Raw genomic sequence first — 14,288 nt, forward strand, 5'->3', positions numbered from 1 at the left:
GTCCGGCCGCCCGGTGCTCGTCACCGGGCCACCGGCGGTTCAACGGTGTCCTCACCAGATCTTGCGTTCCCACAGGGGGGCGGTGCGCTCCCACGCCTCGTCCCACTGGTCCATCCTCCGCCGCTCCAGACGGCCGCGGACGAGCCTGCCGCCCGCGAAGGGCACAGCCGCCACGAAGATGCCCGCCAGCCCGCCGACCAGACCGGCCCGCAGCCGGGCCTGGGCCTCGCCGGCGGGTTCGGTCACCAGCCGGCCGCGGGTGTCCGTCCAGACGGTGACCGCAGTGCCCATGACGGCAGCCGGGTCGACCCGGGCCTGACCCTCGCGCGCCGAGCCGTCCGGCGCGGCCCAGCGGACCTTCGCCCACACCTTGTCGGCGACCGCGCCGCCCCCGGCGCCCGGCGCCGGCGCGTCCTCGACGAGCCGCGCCTGGACGGGCCGCCACTCCTCGCGCTGCCGGGCCAGACCGGACTCGACGGAGTCCGCGCAGAGCACGCCCGCGACCAGGCCGCCGCCCACGGTGAGGAGCCAGGCGACGAGCACCACCCAGGACTCCAGCCGGTCGACGCGCCGTTTGAGCGGGTTCCGCCGCCAGCGCCACAGCCACACCTTCGGACCACGGAACGCCACCATCGGGGGCACCCTCCCTCACGCGCACAGGACAGCCGGACCGCACTCCCATACGGCGGCGCTCCCCGCGCTGCTCATGCGACATGGGTCACCCCGGCCACCGCCTGGCTCGATGCGGCCTCTCTCTCACCCGCCACATGCCGTCCGACCTGCGGCGACGCCGCGTCGAGGGGTGACTGTCAGTGGCTGGGTGCAGACTGGCCCGTGACTGAGACGACGATGTCCAGGGAGGTGGCCGGGATGGCCGAGGTACTGCTCACCGTAGGCACGCGCAAGGGCCTGTTCGTCGGGCGGCGACGCGGCGGCGCCTGGGAGTTCGACGACCGCCCGTACTTCAACGCCCAGGCCGTCTACGCGGTCGCCATCGACACCCGCGGGGACACGCCCCGTCTGCTCGTCGGGGGCGACAGCGCGCACTGGGGCCCCTCCGTGTTCCACTCCGACGACCTCGGGCGCACCTGGACGGAACCGGCCCGCCCGGCCGTGAAGTTCCCCAAGGACACGGGCGCCTCACTGGAACGGGTGTGGCAGCTGCACCCGTCGGCCGCCGAACCGGACGTGGTGTACGCGGGCACGGAACCGGCCGCGCTGTACCGCTCCGAGGACCGCGGTGAGACCTTCGAGCTGGTGCGGCCCCTGTGGGAGCACCCGACCCGCGGCAGATGGCAGCCGGGCGGGGGCGGCGAGGGGCTGCACACCATCCTCACCGACCGGCGCGACCCGAGGGCGATGACCGTCGCCGTCTCCGCCGCCGGGGTGTTCCGCACCGAGGACGGCGGCGCGAGCTGGTCGCCGTCCAACTCCGGCGTCTCCGCGGTGTTCCTGCCGGACCCCGACCCGGAGTTCGGCCAGTGCGTGCACAAGGTCACACGGGACGCGGCGACCCCCGACCGGCTGTATCTGCAGAACCACTGGGGGGTCTACCGCAGCGACGACGGCGGCGCGCACTGGAAGGACATCGGCGAAGGGCTGCCGTCCACGTTCGGGTTCGCCGCCGTGGCCCACCCGCACCGCGGGGACACCGCGTACGTCTTCCCCATCAACGCGGACGCGGACCGGGTCCCCGCCGACCACCGCTGCCGGGTGTTCCGCACCGCGGACGCGGGCGGGAGCTGGGAGCCGCTGTCCAGCGGCCTGCCGACGGACGACCACTACGGCACGGTGCTGCGCGACGCGATGTGCACGGACGACGCGGACCCGGCAGGCGTGTACTTCGGCAACCGCAACGGCGAGCTGTACGCGTCGGCGGACGACGGGGACAGCTGGCGACAGTTGGCGTCCCATCTGCCGGACGTGCTGTGCGTACGGGCGGCGGTGATCGGCTGACGGCGAGGACGGACGGGGAAGCGGGTCGGCCATGAACGTGGTCGCGCATGACGTGGTCGTCGAGGACATCGTCGTCCATGTCGCCGGCCTTGTCGTCGCTCTTGTCGTCTTCGTCGCCCCCCGTCGTCGTCCAGGGTTCTCGCGTCGTCGTCCACACCCGCGTACCGCGCGCCAAGTCGGCCCGGAACGCCCGAGGTTCGGCATCGAAACGGTCAGCACCGGTCGTGCCGCGACCGGTGGTTGATCACCGGCGCGGCCGCAGCAGTAGGGTGACGCCGTGGCACCACGACCGTTGCATGAAATCGTCGAACCGGGCTGGGCGAAGGCGCTGGAGCCCGTGGCCGGACAGATCGCCCGGATGGGGGACTTCCTGCGCGCGGAGATCTCCGCGGGACGCACCTACCTCCCGGCCGGACCGAACGTCCTGCGCGCCTTCCAGCAGCCCTTCGACGACGTCCGCGTCCTCATCGTCGGCCAGGACCCGTACCCCACACCGGGGCACGCGGTGGGCCTGTCGTTCTCGGTGGCCCCGGAGGTGCGGCCCCTGCCGGGCAGCCTCATCAACATCTACCGGGAGCTCGGCAACGACCTGGGACTGCCGCCGCCCTCCAACGGCGACCTGACGCCCTGGACGCGGCAGGGCGTCCTGCTGCTCAACAGGGCCCTCACCACGGCACCGCGCAAGCCGGCGGCGCACCGGGGTAAGGGCTGGGAGGAGGTCACCGAGCAGGCGATACGGGCGCTGGCCGCGCGCGGGCGCCCCCTGGTGTCCATCCTGTGGGGCCGCGACGCGCGCAACCTCCGCCCCCTGCTGGGTGATCTGCCGTCCATCGAGTCCGCCCATCCCTCTCCCATGTCGGCCGACCGCGGCTTCTTCGGCTCCCGTCCCTTCAGCCGCGCCAACGACCTGCTCACCCGTCAGGGCGGTACTCCCGTGGACTGGCGCCTGCCGTGACGGCCGCCGGGGCGTCGTCCGGGCAGCGGCCGCAGCAGCGGCCGCAGCAGGGGTCCGGCCCGGCGGCCACCGGGGAGGGCCCCGTCGTCCTCGCGGTGGACTCGGGTGGGTCGGGGCTGCGGGTGGCGCTCGCCGTCGGCGGCAGCGTGGTCGGGGAGCCGCTCGCCGCCGGGGAGCCGGTGCGCACCGGGGCCTCGGGCATCGACGCCGGGCATCTGCTGGAGCTGGTGCTGCCCAGGGCACGGCAGTTGCTCGCGCAGGCGGGGCGGGAGCGTCCCGCGGCGGTCGCCGTCGGCGCGGCCGGGTTCGCGACCCTCGGGGAGCGGTTGCGGGCCGAGTTGCCGACCGCGTTCACGCGTGAACTGGGGGTGCGGCGGACGGCGCTGGTCGCCGACGCCGTCACCGCGTACGCCGGCGCGCTGGGGCCGCGGCCGGGTGCGGTGATCGCCGCCGGCACGGGGCTGATCGCGATCGGCACCGATCTGCGGGCCTGGCGACGGGCGGACGGCTGGGGCCATCTGCTCGGGGACTGCGGCGGCGGGGCGTGGATCGGGCGGGCGGGACTGGAGGCGGCGCTGCGGGCCCATGACGGGCGCGACGGTGGCTCGGAGATGCTCCTGGGGCGCCTGGAGCGTGCGTTCGGCCCGCCGGACAGGCTGCCCGGGCAGCTCTATCCCCGGTCCGACCGCCCGGCGGTGCTGGCCTCCTTCGCTCCGGAGGTGGCCGCCTGCGCGGGCGAGGACCCGGTGGCGGCGGACATCCTGCGCGCCGCGGCCCGGCACATGGCCGACGCCGCGGCCGCCGTCTGCCCGGCGTCGGGCGACCCCCTGGTGGCGCTGACCGGCGGCCTGTTCAAGCTGGGCGCCCCTCTCCTCGCACCGCTGGACGAGGAGTTGACGCAGCGGCTGCCGCGGGCGCGGAGGGTGCCCGCCGAGGGCGATCCGCTGGAGGGCGCCGTACGCGTCGCGACCGGTCTGGCCAGCGGTGACCTCCGATTGCCGTACGACGATCAGCTGTTGTACAGCGTGGCTGAAAAGTAGTACCCGAAACACGGACCAATGCAGCCTGTCGGACAAGCACCACTGTGGCCCGTCAAGAGCACTGCTCAGCAGATAAAAGCGGTATCGATCGGCCTGATCGACCCGTAACTCATCAGACAAATCCGGACGGATACCGCTCACCTGCACCCTCCCCGAACAGGGGAACCGCGGAAACAAGTAACATGCGGCGCCATGAGCTCCCCCACTGGGCCCGCGTCCGGCCTGCCAGTACGAATGCCGCGACCCCGCCAGCCCGGCCGGCACCGCCGACCGGAACCCCTGGCGGCTCCCGAGGGCGCGCCCGCGCTGCTCCTCGCGGTGCCGGGCACGCCCAGCGCCGCCACGCGCAGCCTCGCCGAGGAGGTCGTGAGCATCGCGCGCTCCGAGCTGCCCGGCCTCGACGCCCGCATCGGTTACGTCGACGGCGGCGACGACGACTTCCCCACCCTGCAGTCGGTGCTCACGGGTGCCGCCGAGGAGCGCACCGCCCGCTACGAGCAGGCGCGCGCCGCCGGGCTCGACGTCAAGGAACCGGACGGCCCCGTCGCCGTGGTCGTGCCGCTGCTGGCCGGTCCGGACAACGCGACGCTGCGCCAGGTCCGCCAGGCGGTCATGGAGAGCCGCATCGCGGCCGAGCTGACCGATGTCCTCGGCCCGCACCCACTGCTCGCCGAAGCCCTGCACGTGCGCCTGTCGGAGGCCGGTCTGGCCCGTGCCGACCGCGCCCGGCTGTTCACCGTCGCCACCGCGGCGGACGGCATCATCCTGGCTTCCGTGGGCGGCGACGAGGCCGTGCAGGCGGCCGGCATCACGGGCATGCTGCTGGCCGCGCGGCTCGCCGTGCCGGTGATGGCCGCCGCGCTCGACCAGGAGGGTTCGATCAGCTCCGTGGCCGAGCAGTTGCGCTCCTCCGGCTCCCAGCAGCTCGCGCTCGCGCCGTACCTGATAGGGCCGGAGATCGACGCCGCCCTCATCGAGGACGCCGCGGCGGAGGCGGGGTGCTCGGCCGCCGAGGCGCTCGGCCCGTACCCGGCGATCGGCAAGTTGGCGCTCGGCAAGTACACGACGGCCCTGGGCATCGCGCCGCCGCAGCAGCAGGGCATGCCGGTCCGCTGACGCCGGCCGCGCCCGGCCCGTCTCGACCCGTACGGCCGAGGGCCCGCTCCTCTCGCAGGAGCGGGCCCTCGGCCGTACGCGTGCGCGGGCGGTGCCCGGTGCGGCGGGCCGCCGTCAGGCGCCGAGGACCACGCAGGAGGCGGCGGGCACCGCGACGGAGCCGGCGAGCACCGGGACGCCGGTGACCGGGTCGACCGTGAACCAGGTGATGTCCCCGGAGCACTGGTTGGCGACGTACAGGGTGCCCGCCGCGTGGGCGAGGGCGCGGGGCCAGCGGCCGCCGCAGGGGACGGTGGCGACCAGGCGCAGGGAGGGCCCCTCGACGGCGAGCACGGACAGGACGTCCGTGCCGCGGGTCGCCGTCCACACGTGGCGGCCGTCGGGCGACACCACGATGCCCGAGGGGTAGGCGTCGCCGTCCGGGGCGGACGGGAGCACGGGGACCTCCTGCAAGGGCTCCAGCGGGCCGTCGGGGGCGTTCCAGCGGCACACGGTGACGGTCGGGGCGAGTTCGTTCAGCACATGGACGTACACGGCGTCCGGGGCGTCCGGGGCGTCCGCGGCGAGGGCGAGGTGGCGCGGACCGGAGCCCGGCCGCAGCCGGGTCTCGGAGCGCACGACGGGCACACCGTCCTCCAGGGCGCAGACCCGCACCGTGTCCGTGCCGAGGTCGACGGCGAGGAACCGGTCACCGGCCGAGGCGGGCACCACCTGGTGCGCGTGCGGGCGCCGCTCGCCATCCGCGCGCGGGCCGGGGTGGCGGAGGGTGCCGGAGGCGGCGGGGGCGAGGGTGCCGTCGGCGAGCAGGGGGACGGCGGTGACGCTGCCGCCGGCGTGGTCGGCGGTCAGGACGTGGCCGTCGAGGACGCACAGGTGGGTGGGGCCGGCGCCGACCGGGACGGGCGGGCCGGTCAGGGCAGGCCGGTCGTCCGTCACCCGGTAGGCGGCGACCGCGCCGCGGGCGTTCTCACTGACCGCGTAGAGCGTCTCGCCGTCCGTGGAGAGAGCCAGGTAGGACGGGTCGGGGACGTCGGCGGCGCTCCCGAGGAGGGTCAGGGCGCCGCTGTCCCCGTCCACGGCGGCGACGAGGACGCCGGGACCTCCCTCCGCCGTGAACGAGCCGATGTACGCGCGGCGCTGCCGCCTCCCGTGTGCTGCTGCCACTGCCGTCCCCTCCCGGTGCTGCTCGGTGCCGGTGAGGGTAGCAGCAGGTCTAGACCAACAGGGGTGCGCCCGTCGGCCTCATCCGTCGGGGCGGTGGAGCGCCGCGGGTCAGGAGCCGGCCAGCCGGGAGCCCCGGGGCCTGCCGAGGGGCAGGGCCAGGTCGGACAGGGTCCGCTCCAGGTTGTGCAGGTGGACCAGCGGGGTGCCGGGCTCCGGCGGGTGCGGGGCCTCCTGCCCGGTGAGGTGCTGCGGCCAGGCCGGCGCCCGCGTCTCGTGGAAGGTCAGGGCCTCCACCGCGGCCTTGACCCGCCAGCAGGCGGCCACGAGGGACGCCTCGTGGGAGGCCGGCGGTTTGGCGGTGGCCGACACCAGGGCGTGGACCTCGTTCACGCAGTCGTCGAGGAGGCGCAGGGCCTGACGGGCGCGCGCCTTGCGGGCGTGGAACGGGTTCAGCGGGTGCACCAGCGGGGCGAGGGCGACGCGGGCGCGTCCGAACAGCGCCTCCAGTTCGGCGGCGTGCGGGGCCGGGTCGGCCTCGGGGTCGCCCTCCAGCCGGGCGGCGGTCTCGGTCGCGGCGGCGTGCACACAGTGCAGGGCCCGCTGGATCCAGGCGTCGTTGGTCGCATGGGTGGTGACCGGCAGGACGAGGACGACAGCGAGCATGGCGCAGCCCGCGCCGACCGCCGTCTCGACGAGCCGCAGCGCGAGCAACTGGGCGTCCAGGACGCCCAGCAAGCCGTAGAGGAGGCTGGCCATGACGGTGACCGCCAGCATCATCCAGGAGTACGACACGGCCGCCGTGTAGAAGATCCCGAACACGCAGAGCGCGACGAGGGCGGCCGATGCCGCGGGAGCCCCGTCCAGCGGGACGGCCACGACGAGACCGACGGCGACGCCGATGACGGTGCCGAGGACGCGGCGGAAGCCGCGGACCAGGGTCTCGCCCCGGGACGTCGTGTTGACGAAGATCCACCAGGCGGTGCCGACGGCCCAGTACCAGCGGTCCTCGGAGAACCCCTGGCCGACGACGAGCGCGACCGCGCAGGCGGCCGCGGCCTGGAACGCCTGCCGGGTGGTGGGGCGGTCCAGGCCCGTACGGGGCGCCTCGGCGGGCGGCGCGACCGGCGGGACGGCGCGTTCGATGGGCCACAGGACGAAGCGCACGGCCCCGGCGACCAGCAGGGCGAGGGTCATGGCGGCGTAGAGCCCGGGCAGCTGGGCGGGGACGGCGTGCAGGAACTGGGTGACGAAGAAGCTCATGAAGGCGAAGATGCCGAGCGCCTGACCGCGTGCTCCCCAGCGGCGGGCGTAGACCCCGCAGAAGACCGTGGCGACGAACGCCGCGTCGCGGGCGGCCGTGAGGCCGTGCAGCGTGGTGGCGAACGCCAGGACCGGGAAGCCGGCCAGGGGCAGCAGGGCGGTGGTGATCCGCTGGGCGCGGACCGTGCCGTCGGTGACGGTGAAGAGGGCGAGGAGCGCGGCGAGACCTCCGGTGATCGACGCGGGGAGCGGGAAGCCGCTCAGTTCGGAGACGGCCACCGCGGCGCCGACGCCGATGACGGCGCGGACGGAGTTCCGCAGCCGCAGACGCCCCGGATCAGGCGCTGTGAACATCCTCTTCATGGCCGTGTACCGCCCCCTCGCACTGGTGCGTGCCGCGTCCGCGGCCTGCTGGGTCTCAGCGGTCGACGGGCACAGCTAAGGCGCCGCGCTCCGGGTCCGGCCTCGTCGCCGTCCGGCACTGCGCGGCGCCGAAACTTCGTGGATGGGACAAGAGATAAGCACCTCCGGCCCCATTGGCTCAACACGCGGGTGCGAAAGTGAGCCAATGGCCCAGGCGACGCGGGGCGCGGCGCTCATCCGGTGTGCCATCGGATCAGGTCCCGGCCGAACGGCCTTCGCGGGGCGGCCGGGCCGGCGCGTCCGGCTCGGCGCGGGGCCGCGCCACCGGGAGCGGCACGGAGGCCGTTGATACCGTTTCCATGATCGTCGAATGGCGCAGGGAGGTCGACGGGTCATGGCCGTGGACGAGCTGGACACCCGGATCCTGCGGTTGCTCCTCGAACAGCCGCGGACGAGTGTGCGGGAGTACGCCCGGGTGCTCGGTGTCGCCCGGGGGACGCTGCAGGCGCGGCTCGACCGGCTGGAGCGGGACGGTGTGATCACCGGGACGGCGCCGTCGCTGTCCCCCGCCGCGCTCGGCCATCCGGTGCTCGCCTTCGTGCACATCGAGGTGACCCAGGGGCATCTCGACGACGTGGGCGACGCGCTGGCGGCGGTACCGGAGATCGTCGAGGCGTTCTCCATCACGGGCGGCGGTGATCTGCTGACCCGGGTCGTGGCCCGCGACAACGCGCACCTGGAGGACGTGATCCAGTCGCTGATCAGCATGCCCGGCGTGGTGCGCACCCGTACGGAGGTCGCGCTGCGGGAGCGGGTGCCGTACCGGCTGCTGCCGCTGGTGGAGTCGGTCGGCCGGGAGGCCGGGAACTGACCGCCGCGTGGGCCGGGGAGCTCGGGACCCGCGGCCTCCTGCTCATGAAGGGCGGGGCCGCGGATCCGTTCCCTTCGGGGGAGCGGGGAACTGCGCGAGGAACCACGACGGACCCACGGTCGCCGACTCACCCGCAGCCCCGAGCTGTTGGGCGCCCGGCCCCACCCCTCACGTGTCGAAGTCGACCGTCAGCGTCTCCGACACCGGATACGTCTGGCACGTCAGCACGTACCCCGCCGCCACCTCCGCCGGTTCCAGAGCGTAGTTGCGGCGCAGGTCCGCCTTGCCGTCGGGGACGAGCGCGCGGCAGGTGCCGCAGACGCCGCCCTTGCAGGCGAAGGGGAGGTCGGGGCGGGTGCGCTGCGCCGCGTCGAGGATCGTCCGGTCGCGGGGCAGCGGCGCGGTGGTGGTGCGGCCGTCGAGCGTGATGGTGACCTCGCTGACCGGGCCCTCGGCGGCGGCCTCCTCGTGGCGGACCTCGCGGACGGGTTCGTCGTCGGCGTAGAACAGTTCCTGGTGGACGCGGTCGGCGGGGACGCCGAGGCCGGCGAGGACCTGCTGGGCGTCACGGACCATGCCGTGGGGGCCGCACAGCCACCAGTGGTCCGCCGTGGCGACGACGACGAGGGAGCCGATCAGTGCCGAGAGGCGTGCGGCGTCCAGTCTTCCGGAGAGCAGCTCCGCCTCGCGCGGCTCGCGGGACAGCACGTGGGCCAGCTGGAAGCGGGCCGGGTACAGGTCCTTCAGGTCGGCGAGTTCGTCGGCGAACATCACGGTGCCGGTGCGCCGGTTGCCGTAGAAGAGGGTCACCGTGGAGCGGGGGTCGGCGGCCAGGACCGACTCGGCGATGGAGATCATCGGGGTGATGCCGGAGCCCGCCGCGATCAGCACATGGTGGCCGGGGGCGGTGAGGTCGGGGGTGAAGAAGCCGGTGGGCGGCATGACCTCGACGGTGTCGCCGGGGCGTACGTCGTTCACCAGCCAGGAGGAGAACAGGCCGCCCGGTACGACCCGGACGCCGATGCGCGGTGCCGAGCCCGCCGGTGAGCAGATCGAGTAGGAGCGTCGTTCGTCCCGTCCGTCGATCTCGCGCCGCAGCGTCAGCGACTGGCCGGGGGCGAACGCGAAGTCCCCGGCCAGCTCGTCAGGGATCTCGAAGCCGACCGCGACGGCGTCCTCGCACAACGGCCGTACCTCGGCGACGCGCAGGGCGTGGAAGACGGGTCGGCGCCGCGCGCGCGGACCTGCGGCGGGCGCGGCGGCGTCACCGGCGGCCGGACCGGGCACGGCGGAGGCGGCCGGTGACGCGGCGACGTCCGCGACCGCAGCGGCGACCGCAGCCGCAGCGACACCCGGTGCCTCCCCCACCGGTCCCCCGCGCAGGCCCCCCGTCGGTCCTTCCGTGAAGCCCTTCATTCAGATCTCCTTGACGTGCTCGAACGGCTCGCGGCAGGTGTGGCAGCGCCACAGGGACTTGCAGGAGGTGGCGGCGAAGCGGGAGGTCTCCCCCGTGTCCCGGGAGCCGCAGCGGGGACAGGGGACCGCGCGCCGGGTGGCGGACAGCTGGAGGGGGACCGGGCCGCGGGGGGCGGGTCCCGGCGGGGCGATGCCGTGCTCGGCCAGCTTGCGGCGGCCCGGCTCCGTGATCCAGTCGGTGGTCCAGGGCGGGCTGAGCACCGTGCGGATCTCCACCCGCTCGTATCCGGCCGCGCGCAGCCGCGCCGCGACGTCGGCCCGCATCTCGGCCATGGCCGGGCAGCCCGAGTAGGTGGGGGTGAGGCTCGCGACGACGGTGCCGTCGCCGGTCAGCTCCACGTCCCGCAGGACGCCGAGGTCGGCGAGGGTCAGCATAGGCAACTCGGGGTCGGGCACCTGCCCGGCGATCTGCCGGGCCCGCCGCGCGTCGAGGAGGGCGGTCACCATGTCGCCTCCGGGAGGGCGCGGGCCACGCTCTGCAACTCGGCGAGCAGTGGCGCGAGATGCTCGGTGTGGTCGCCGGCGCGGCCGGCGCCCGGCAGCGGCCGGTACACCGGCATGGGCAGCCCGGCGGCCTCCGTGACCTGCCGCAGCACGTCGACGACCTCGTCCCGTACGTCGTACGCGGTGAACAGCTCGCCGACGTACGGGCCGACCAGCTCCAGCGCCTTGCGCATCCGCCGGTGCGACTCCTCGGTGCCGTCGCCGAGCCGTACGGACCAGTCGGCCGCGTACTGGCGGTGGTAGGTCAGCTCCTTGACGCCCTTGGCCGCGATCGCCGCGAGGACGGGGTCGGGGTGGTCCACCAGCCGTGCGAAGTGCGCGAGGCGCCAGCTGGACAGGACGAGGAGCCGGACGATCGAGAACGCGAAGTCCCCGTTGGGGAGTTCCGCCAGGCGCACGTTGCGGAAGTCGTCGGCGTCCCGGACGTAGGCGTAGGCGTCCTCGTCGCGGCCGGTGCCGTCGACCTGGCCGGCGCGGGAGTACAGCAGCCGGGCCTGGCCGAGCAGGTCGAGGCCGATGTTGGCGAGCGCGACCTCCTCCTCCAGCTCGGGCGCGCGGGTGGTCCACTCGGCGAGCCGCTGGGCCGAGACCAGGGCGTCGTCGGCCAGCGCCACGCAGACGCGGGCCAGTTCCCGTACGTCGACGCCCTCGGGCACAGCGGTGTCGACGCCGTGGAGGGGGTCCTCGAAACCGGTGCCGTACGCCCAGCGGGTGTCGTCCTCGTGCCCCTCGGCGAGGGTCAGGTAGACGTGGTCGTCACTCATACCCTGCTCCTCAGATGTGCGGGACGTCGTCGGGGATGTCGTAGAACGTCGGGTGGCGGTACACCTTGTCGGCGCTGGGCTCGAAGTAGGGGTCCTTCTCGTCGCGGGTGGAGGCGGCGATGTGCTCCGAGCGCACCACCCACAGGGAGACGCCCTCGTTGCGGCGGGTGTAGAGGTCTCGGGCGTGGGTGAGGGCCATCTGGTCGTCGGCGGCGTGCAGGGAGCCCACGTGGACGTGGTTCAGGCCGCGCTTGCCGCGGACGAACACCTCGTACAGCGGCCAGTCGCCCTTGTGCACGCGTGCCGCGCCGCTGTCGTCCGTGCCGGTCATGCCGCCGTCCCCTTCCGGGCTCGCTCGCCGCTCCGGGCCGCGTGGGCGGTGGCCGCCGCACGCACCCAGGCGCCTTCCTCGTGTGCCGTCCTGCGGCGTTCCATCCGCTGGTCGTTGCAGGGTCCGTCGCCGGTGATGACGCGCTTCAGCTCGGTCCAGTCGGGGGTGCCGAAGTCGTGGTGGCCGCGCTCCTCGTTCCACTTGAGGTCCGGGTCGGGGAGGGTGACGCCGAGCTTCTCGGCCTGCGGGACCGTCATGTCGACGAAGCGCTGGCGCAGTTCGTCGTTGGAGTGCCGCTTGATCTTCCAGGCCATGGACTGCGCCGAGTTGGGCGAGGCGTCGTCGGGCGGGCCGAACATCATCAGCGACGGCCACCACCAGCGGTCCACGGCGTCCTGCACCATCGCGCGCTGCTCGTCGGTGCCGCGCATCATCGTCAGCAGCAGTTCGTAGCCCTGCCGCTGGTGGAACGACTCCTCCTTGCAGATGCGCACCATCGCGCGGGCGTAGGGGCCGTACGAACTGCGGCACAGCGGGACCTGGTTGCAGATGGCGGCGCCGTCCACGAACCAGCCGATGACGCCGACGTCGGCGAAGCTCCTCGTCGGGTAGTTGAAGATCGACGAGTACTTCTGGCGGCCCTCGATCAGCCGGTTCGTCAGGTCCGCGCGGTCGGCGCCGAGGGTCTCGGCCGCCGAGTACAGGTACAGGCCGTGGCCCGCCTCGTCCTGGACCTTCGCGAAGAGGATCGCCTTGCGGCGCAGGGACGGCGCGCGGGTGATCCACTCGCCCTCCGGCTGCATGCCGATGATCTCCGAGTGCGCGTGCTGCGCGATCTGCCGGACGAGCGTCCTGCGGTAGCCCTCCGGCATCCAGTCGCGCGGCTCGATCCGCTGGTCCCGCGCGATCGTCGCGTCGAAGTGCTCCTGGAGCGCGTCCTCGGGCGGCGCCCCGGCGGAATCTGTCGTCGTCATCGATACCAGCTTCCCAACCGACCATTCGTTCGGTATCAGTGTGACGTGATTCGGGCGGCCGGGCAAGACCTCTCCACCCGCCCGCGGCGGCTCTGCACATCCTTGACAGCGGAACGCCCCCGGCGGTTACCGTGACCGCCAAGCACGGTGACCGAATGTTCGGTCGGCCCCGGATACGCGGGGCGGACGAAGGAGTCGCGATGAGCAGCCCGGGCCAACCGCTCCCCCACGACCTGCTGGACGGCGGCGAGCGCCTGACCCGGGAGGAACTGGCCGCGCTCCAGCTCGACCGGCTGCGGGCGACCCTGCGGCACGCGTACGACCACGTGGAGCTGTACCGGAGGAAGTTCGACGCGGCGGGCGTCGGTCCCGACGACTGCCGTTCCCTCGGCGACCTGGCCAGGTTCCCCTTCACGACGAAGGCCGATCTGCGGGACACGTACCCGTTCGGCATGTTCGCCGTGCCGATGTCCGAGGTACGGCGCGTCCACGCCTCCAGCGGCACCACCGGACGCCCGACGGTGGTCGGTTACACGGAACGGGACCTGTCGACGTGGGCGGACGTGGTGGCCCGCTCCATCCGGGCCGCCGGCGGCCGTCCCGGCCACAAGGTCCACATCTCGTACGGGTACGGGCTGTTCACCGGCGGCCTCGGCGCGCACTACGGGGCCGAGCGCGCCGGGTGCACGGTGATCCCGGCCTCCGGGGGCATGACCGCGCGCCAGGTGCAGCTCATCCTGGACTTCCGCCCCGAGATCATCATGGTGACCCCGTCCTACATGCTGACCCTCCTCGACGAGTTCGAGAAGCAGGGTGTCGACCCCCGTGACAGCTCGCTGGAGGTGGGTGTCTTCGGGGCGGAGCCGTGGACGGAGGAGATGCGCCGGGAGATCGAGGAGCGGGCCGGACTGCACGCCGTCGACATATACGGGCTGTCCGAGGTGATCGGCCCGGGGGTGGCGCAGGAGTGCGTGGAGACCAAGGACGGGCTGCACGTGTGGGAGGACCACTTCCTGCCGGAGGTGGTCGACCCGCTCACGGACGAGGTCCTCCCGGACGGCGAGCGGGGCGAGATCGTCTTCACCTCCCTCACCAAGGAGGCCATGCCGGTGATCCGCTACCGCACCCGCGATCTGACCCGTCTGCTGCCCGGCACCGCCCGCCCCGCCTTCCGCCGGATGGAGAAGGTCACGGGCCGCTGCGACGACATGATCATCCTGCGCGGGGTGAACGTCTTCCCGAGTCAGATCGAGGAGATCGTGCTGCGCACCCCGGGGGTGGCCCCGCACTTCCGGATCCGGCTGACCCGTGAGGGCCGCATGGACCACATGACGGTCCTGGTGGAGGCCCGCCCGGACGCCTCGCCCGGGGAACGGGCGAGGGCGGCGGCCGCGATCGCGGGAGGCGTCAAGGACGGGGTGGGTGTGACCGTGGCGGTGGAGATCGTCGACCCGGAGTCCCTGGAGCGTTCGGTGGGCAAGCTGAAGCGGGTGCAGGACCTGCGCGACCGGTGA

At 73.8% G+C, this 14,288-nt stretch carries 15 protein-coding genes; 7 read left to right on the forward strand and 8 right to left on the reverse strand.

Annotated elements, in window-relative coordinates:
- Positions 1–51 precede the first annotated feature (51 nt).
- Complete coding sequence (locus tag GSY65_RS03195; protein WP_159765847.1) at positions 52–633, reverse strand: Rv1733c family protein; 582 nt, start codon at positions 631–633, stop codon at positions 52–54.
- 237 nt (positions 634–870) lie between these two features.
- Between GSY65_RS03195 and GSY65_RS03200 the strand changes: the two genes are divergently transcribed.
- From GSY65_RS03200 to GSY65_RS03220, 5 genes are all read left to right on the forward strand, one after another.
- Complete coding sequence (locus tag GSY65_RS03200) at positions 871–1,956, forward strand: WD40/YVTN/BNR-like repeat-containing protein (RefSeq protein ID WP_159775573.1); 1,086 nt, start codon at positions 871–873, stop codon at positions 1,954–1,956.
- A 31-nt stretch (positions 1,957–1,987) separates the two neighbouring features.
- Positions 1,988–2,200 (forward strand): hypothetical protein, encoded by a 213-nt coding sequence (locus tag GSY65_RS03205; RefSeq protein WP_159765848.1) that lies wholly within the window; start codon positions 1,988–1,990, stop codon positions 2,198–2,200.
- A gap of 33 nt (positions 2,201–2,233) precedes the next feature.
- A complete protein-coding gene (locus GSY65_RS03210; protein ID WP_159765849.1) occupies positions 2,234–2,911 on the forward strand; it encodes a uracil-DNA glycosylase in 678 nt (225 codons plus the stop codon).
- A 95-nt stretch (positions 2,912–3,006) separates the two neighbouring features.
- Positions 3,007–3,951, forward strand: a complete 945-nt coding sequence (locus GSY65_RS03215; RefSeq protein ID WP_236580179.1) for an N-acetylglucosamine kinase — start codon at positions 3,007–3,009, stop codon at positions 3,949–3,951.
- Between the two features lie 192 nt (positions 3,952–4,143).
- Entirely contained in the window at positions 4,144–5,067 is a 924-nt protein-coding gene (locus tag GSY65_RS03220) for a sirohydrochlorin chelatase (protein ID WP_159765851.1), read from the forward strand.
- A gap of 114 nt (positions 5,068–5,181) precedes the next feature.
- Here the strand turns inward: GSY65_RS03220 and GSY65_RS03225 are convergent, their stop codons facing one another.
- Together GSY65_RS03225 and GSY65_RS03230 are read right to left on the reverse strand one after the other, a co-directional pair.
- The gene (locus GSY65_RS03225; RefSeq protein WP_159765852.1) at positions 5,182–6,231 is read right to left on the reverse strand and encodes a lactonase family protein; all 1,050 of its coding nucleotides are present in this window, start codon (positions 6,229–6,231) and stop codon (positions 5,182–5,184) included.
- 108 nt (positions 6,232–6,339) lie between these two features.
- Positions 6,340–7,845, reverse strand: coding sequence for an FUSC family protein (locus GSY65_RS03230; protein WP_159765853.1), 1,506 nt, complete (start codon positions 7,843–7,845; stop codon positions 6,340–6,342).
- Positions 7,846–8,248: 403 nt separating this feature from the next.
- Between GSY65_RS03230 and GSY65_RS03235 the strand changes: the two genes are divergently transcribed.
- Entirely contained in the window at positions 8,249–8,725 is a 477-nt protein-coding gene (locus GSY65_RS03235) for an Lrp/AsnC family transcriptional regulator (protein ID WP_159765854.1), read from the forward strand.
- A 168-nt stretch (positions 8,726–8,893) separates the two neighbouring features.
- Here the strand turns inward: GSY65_RS03235 and paaE are convergent, their stop codons facing one another.
- From paaE to paaA, 5 genes are read right to left on the reverse strand one after another with little or no spacing between them, the layout of a single operon-like run.
- The gene (gene paaE / locus GSY65_RS03240) at positions 8,894–10,141 is read right to left on the reverse strand and encodes a 1,2-phenylacetyl-CoA epoxidase subunit PaaE (protein WP_159765855.1); all 1,248 of its coding nucleotides are present in this window, start codon (positions 10,139–10,141) and stop codon (positions 8,894–8,896) included.
- On the reverse strand, positions 10,142–10,648 hold the full coding sequence (paaD, locus tag GSY65_RS03245) for a 1,2-phenylacetyl-CoA epoxidase subunit PaaD (protein ID WP_159765856.1): 507 nt from the start codon (positions 10,646–10,648) through the stop codon (positions 10,142–10,144).
- Positions 10,642–11,469, reverse strand: a complete 828-nt coding sequence (gene paaC, locus GSY65_RS03250) for a 1,2-phenylacetyl-CoA epoxidase subunit PaaC (RefSeq protein WP_159765857.1) — start codon at positions 11,467–11,469, stop codon at positions 10,642–10,644. Before paaC ends, paaD begins: the two co-directional genes overlap by 7 nt.
- Positions 11,470–11,479: 10 nt before the next feature.
- The gene (gene paaB / locus GSY65_RS03255; RefSeq protein WP_159765858.1) at positions 11,480–11,800 is read right to left on the reverse strand and encodes a 1,2-phenylacetyl-CoA epoxidase subunit PaaB; all 321 of its coding nucleotides are present in this window, start codon (positions 11,798–11,800) and stop codon (positions 11,480–11,482) included.
- On the reverse strand, positions 11,797–12,774 hold the full coding sequence (paaA, locus tag GSY65_RS03260) for a 1,2-phenylacetyl-CoA epoxidase subunit PaaA (RefSeq protein ID WP_159765859.1): 978 nt from the start codon (positions 12,772–12,774) through the stop codon (positions 11,797–11,799). Before paaA ends, paaB begins: the two co-directional genes overlap by 4 nt.
- Positions 12,775–12,974: 200 nt before the next feature.
- Here paaA and paaK point away from each other — a divergent pair, with 200 nt between their 5' ends.
- Positions 12,975–14,288 (forward strand): phenylacetate--CoA ligase PaaK, encoded by a 1,314-nt coding sequence (gene paaK, locus GSY65_RS03265; protein ID WP_159765860.1) that lies wholly within the window; start codon positions 12,975–12,977, stop codon positions 14,286–14,288.

Origin of the sequence: Streptomyces sp. HM190 (assembly GCF_009857135.1) — a bacterium.
Classification (GTDB): Bacteria; Actinomycetota; Actinomycetes; order Streptomycetales; family Streptomycetaceae; genus Streptomyces; species Streptomyces heilongjiangensis.

Excerpts from the sequence above, each read along its gene's own strand:
- GSY65_RS03195 (WP_159765847.1), bottom strand. The coding sequence starts at position 633 with ATGGTGGCGTTCCGTGGTCCGAAGGTGTGGCTGTGGCGCTGGCGGCGG.
- GSY65_RS03200 (WP_159775573.1), top strand. The coding sequence starts at position 871 with ATGGCCGAGGTACTGCTCACCGTAGGCACGCGCAAGGGCCTGTTCGTC.
- GSY65_RS03205 (WP_159765848.1), top strand. The coding sequence starts at position 1,988 with ATGAACGTGGTCGCGCATGACGTGGTCGTCGAGGACATCGTCGTCCAT.
- GSY65_RS03220 (WP_159765851.1), top strand. The coding sequence starts at position 4,144 with ATGAGCTCCCCCACTGGGCCCGCGTCCGGCCTGCCAGTACGAATGCCG.
- GSY65_RS03230 (WP_159765853.1), bottom strand. The coding sequence starts at position 7,845 with ATGTTCACAGCGCCTGATCCGGGGCGTCTGCGGCTGCGGAACTCCGTC.
- GSY65_RS03235 (WP_159765854.1), top strand. The coding sequence starts at position 8,249 with ATGGCCGTGGACGAGCTGGACACCCGGATCCTGCGGTTGCTCCTCGAA.
- paaE (WP_159765855.1), bottom strand. The coding sequence starts at position 10,141 with ATGAAGGGCTTCACGGAAGGACCGACGGGGGGCCTGCGCGGGGGACCG.
- paaD (WP_159765856.1), bottom strand. The coding sequence starts at position 10,648 with ATGGTGACCGCCCTCCTCGACGCGCGGCGGGCCCGGCAGATCGCCGGG.
- paaC (WP_159765857.1), bottom strand. The coding sequence starts at position 11,469 with ATGAGTGACGACCACGTCTACCTGACCCTCGCCGAGGGGCACGAGGAC.
- paaB (WP_159765858.1), bottom strand. The coding sequence starts at position 11,800 with ATGACCGGCACGGACGACAGCGGCGCGGCACGCGTGCACAAGGGCGAC.
- paaA (WP_159765859.1), bottom strand. The coding sequence starts at position 12,774 with ATGACGACGACAGATTCCGCCGGGGCGCCGCCCGAGGACGCGCTCCAG.
- paaK (WP_159765860.1), top strand. The coding sequence starts at position 12,975 with ATGAGCAGCCCGGGCCAACCGCTCCCCCACGACCTGCTGGACGGCGGC.